This is a genomic window from bacterium (genome assembly GCA_024224155.1).
Lineage (GTDB): Bacteria > Acidobacteriota > Thermoanaerobaculia > Multivoradales > JAHEKO01 > CALZIK01.
Genome location: JAAENP010000294.1, coordinates 1 through 3,213, shown reverse-complemented (window position 1 = coordinate 3,213; position 3,213 = coordinate 1). Strand labels below are relative to the sequence as shown.

The window sequence follows — 3,213 nt, the reverse complement described above, 5'->3', positions numbered from 1 at the left end:
TTCGGCGATCTTGGCCGTCATCGCACTTTCGGCTTGAGTCTTCGCCTTCGTCGCCGCGAGTTCTTCACGCTTGGCGAAGTCCGCTTCGGCTTTCGCATGCTCGGCTTGAAGTTCTTGGAGTTGTTCCGTCGTCGCGCTCGTGGCCTGCTCAGCGCTCTTCCTGGCGGCGTCCGCTTCGGCAACCTTGGCCGTCATCGCGCTCTCGGCTTGAAACTTAGCTTCAGCTCGAGCAGCGGCTTCTCGTTTAGTCGACTCACGCTGCGCCTGTTCGGTTGCAGCCGCGGTGACTTCGCGGAACTTCTCCTCCTGGCAAGCCAGCTCAGCCGCCTTCTCCGCCTCAAACTTCTCTCGTAACTCCCTGGCTTGCGCCTCAGCGTGCTCCCGCTCTCGTCGTTGTATCTGCACTAGCTTTTCAGGAGGGATTGGCTGATCGCATAGAGGGCAGATCTCCGTCGAGACGAGGGATTTTTGTTGTTGGATTTCGATGACGGAAGGTTCTGTCGATGGCATGACGTTCTCCAGGTTGGTTCTAATAGGTCCTATTATGTCCTATTCTTCTCGCTTGTCAAGCCCTCCTGAACGTCTAACTCCCATCTCGATTGGTCTGTGGGTTCGAGTCTGAGTCCCTGGCAGCTGTTCTCTTTCCACAGCCTCTCAGGGCGACTACCGGAGACCTATCGCAAGAGATACAGGTCCATACAGGAGGGCCGCTTAACTAGCGCTTCCTCAACGGTTTAGAGGCTCATGCCGTCACAGTTTCATCGGTAGGGCATCACACTTCCATCGGTAGCAGCCGTTCGGCCGTCACAGTTTCATCGGTTGGGGCGTCACACTTTCATCAGGAAAAGTGCCACTTCTCCGCAACGACTCAGAGGCGTTATTGACGAACGGCAGCGAGATGCTAAGAGAGATTTGACCGCACGGGGATATGGGTAGGAGAAGGCCGAAGGACGAGGCCCTGCGGTGACTCGGCCAGGCGCGTCTCGGGGTAGTAGTCAATGACGCGACGAAGGTAACGAAGGAATCGCTGCTTGAAGTGGCGAGGATTTCGGTAGCGGGATCCGAACTGGAGCATCAGTGACTCCCAGGGAATGACCGAGCGCCGGCGAAGGCTGAAGAACCGCCAGGTGAGCCCAACGTAGATGTCGATCTCGAACGGAGATCGCAGGGCCTTCAGTACGCGCAGGTCGAGCGGCACCGGCGCTCCCGTCGCCTCACGGTAGAAGCGCTCGGAGAGCTTGACGTAGGAGTCTCGAGCAGTCGGCCTAGCACCAGACCCCGGTTCCCACCCGAAAAGCCGTTTCTCGGCCAAAAGAAAGCCGTCACCGGCGTGTTGGCCGCTCCTCTCAGAGTGAAAGATGCATTGGAAGCTGCAAGAGAAGAGACGCTGCATCTGCTCGCGGAGCTGAACGAGCGATCCCCTGGGACCTGAGGTCGGCGTCAGGCCGAGTTCGCCGCAGAAGTGCGAGAAGCGACGGCCCAGCGGAATGCATCGCTCCCGCTTCCGAACGGCCTCGGTGGTGAGGTAGGCGATCACCAAGCGGGGGTAACGGCCGTAGGGTAGGCCCACATCCGCGGGAGCGAGGATCGAGAGCGCGTAGTTGCCGTTCCGCCGGACGAACTCATTCGTCTTTGGGTCGCAGTGAGGCAGGGTCGCTTGAACGAGAGCTCGCGCATAGAAACCGATCGCGCCGGCCGAGGATGCGTCGTCGCCGAGTCCAAGCGCATTCTGGATGAGGCTGTGCCGGGCATGGGAGTGTTGTCGAGGTGCGTCAGGAAGCGCAACCCGGAGGGCTGATTCGAGGGGCGCGCCGGTCATGGCAAGGCCCTGGTGGCGATCGGGCTGCTGCAAAGGGGAACAGCCGGCCGGGTCCGCCGGTCGTCCTCATGAACGCGAGTTGAGGAGAAGAAGAACGGTCGAGAAAAGCCGCTGAAAGCGAGCCGAGCAGTGTTTCTGTGCACCCAAAATGCACCCAAAGCACTGAAACGGCGCTCAGTACAACTCTTCGACAGAGTTGCGTAAGCAGCTGAACTGATTGATCTTAAGTATGGAGCCGACGAGCGGGCTCGAACCGCTGACCTGCTGATTACGAATCAGCTGCTCTACCAGCTGAGCTACGTCGGCTTGGGGTGAGGGGACCGGCGGGCGCCGATCTCTTTTGCGCTGTGGATTGTAGGGGAAGGGGAGTCGGGTAGCAATGGGAGTAAGGGGAGCAAGGGGAGCAAGGGATTCTTCGCTCCGCTCAGAATGACGGCCCCCGGTTACCCCACAATGACGGTCCCCGGTTACCCCACAATGACGGTATCCGATCACCACCGAAGCATGAGGCGGCCGTCGGGGTCGGCGACGACCCCTGCTCCGAGCGCTGAGCTCTCTCGGTCGAGCGTGTCACGGAGCCAGTGGACTTCTTCGGGCGCGGCGCGCTCGAGCCGGAACCGCCGCATGCGGAAGGGGAGCAGCTCGAGTGCTGCGAGGCGGTGGGAGGCGGGGTCGAGTGTCGCGAGGTAGCCGAGGACGAGCTCGCTGCGAAGTTCCTCGTAGCCGCTGATGCCCTCGTAGTCGTTGATGAAATCGCCGCAGCCATAGAGGATCGGGCGCTCCCGGTAGATCTCGATGCCCTTGGGGTGATGGGAGGAGTGCCCGTGGATGAGGTCGACGTCGCCCTCGTCGATGAGTGCCCGGGCGAACTGCCTGTGCGCCGCTGGAACTGCGTATCCCCAGTTGCCTCCCCAATGGATCGAAACGACCACCAGATCCCCGGGCCGCCGGACTTCGCGGATCGCGGCTCCAATGCTGCGGGCGGTTTCGATCGAAAGGTCGGGCAGAAGGGCAACTCCCGGCTTCGATTCACTTGCTTTCCAGCTCCGCGGGATACCGCTGGTCGCGGCTCCCCAGGCCCACAGGAGCACCCGCTGCCCGCTCGCGATCTCGAGTCGCGCCGGCGCCATCGCCTCGGCTACGTTCTCTCCGGCGCCGGCCGTGGCGAGGCCCGCACCGCGGAGGGTGGCGAGGGTTTGGAGGAGCCCGGCTCGACCCCAGTCCAGAACGTGGTTGTTGGCCAGCACGCAGCAGTCGATGCCGGCGGCGGTCAGGCAGGCGACGTTGTCCGGGTGCATGCGGTAGTTGATGCCCTTGAGTTGCCAGTCCGAGCTGGTGGTGACGCTGGTTTCCAGGTTGATGATGCGCAGGTCGGGTCGACAGCGCTCGACTTC

3 protein-coding genes and 1 tRNA gene are annotated in these 3,213 nt (G+C 61.9%); all 4 read right to left on the bottom strand.

The window, feature by feature from the left end; translation table 11 throughout:
* Positions 1-510, bottom strand: a 510-nt coding sequence (locus GY769_15270; GenBank protein ID MCP4203282.1) for a hypothetical protein, incomplete at its 3' end; no start/stop codon positions are given.
* Positions 511-901: 391 nt separating this feature from the next.
* Positions 902-1,819, bottom strand: a complete 918-nt coding sequence (locus tag GY769_15265; protein MCP4203281.1) for a pirin — start codon at positions 1,817-1,819, stop codon at positions 902-904.
* 230 nt (positions 1,820-2,049) lie between these two features.
* Positions 2,050-2,125: transfer RNA gene (locus tag GY769_15260), tRNA-Thr, on the bottom strand.
* Positions 2,126-2,310: 185 nt separating this feature from the next.
* Positions 2,311-3,213: CapA family protein (locus GY769_15255; GenBank protein MCP4203280.1), on the bottom strand; the 903-nt coding region annotated here is incomplete at its 5' end.

What these genes read in the sequence shown, in the direction of transcription:
- GY769_15265 (MCP4203281.1), bottom strand. Translation starts at nt 1,819, where the DNA reads ATGACCGGCGCGCCCCTCGAATCAGCCCTCCGGGTTGCGCTTCCTGAC.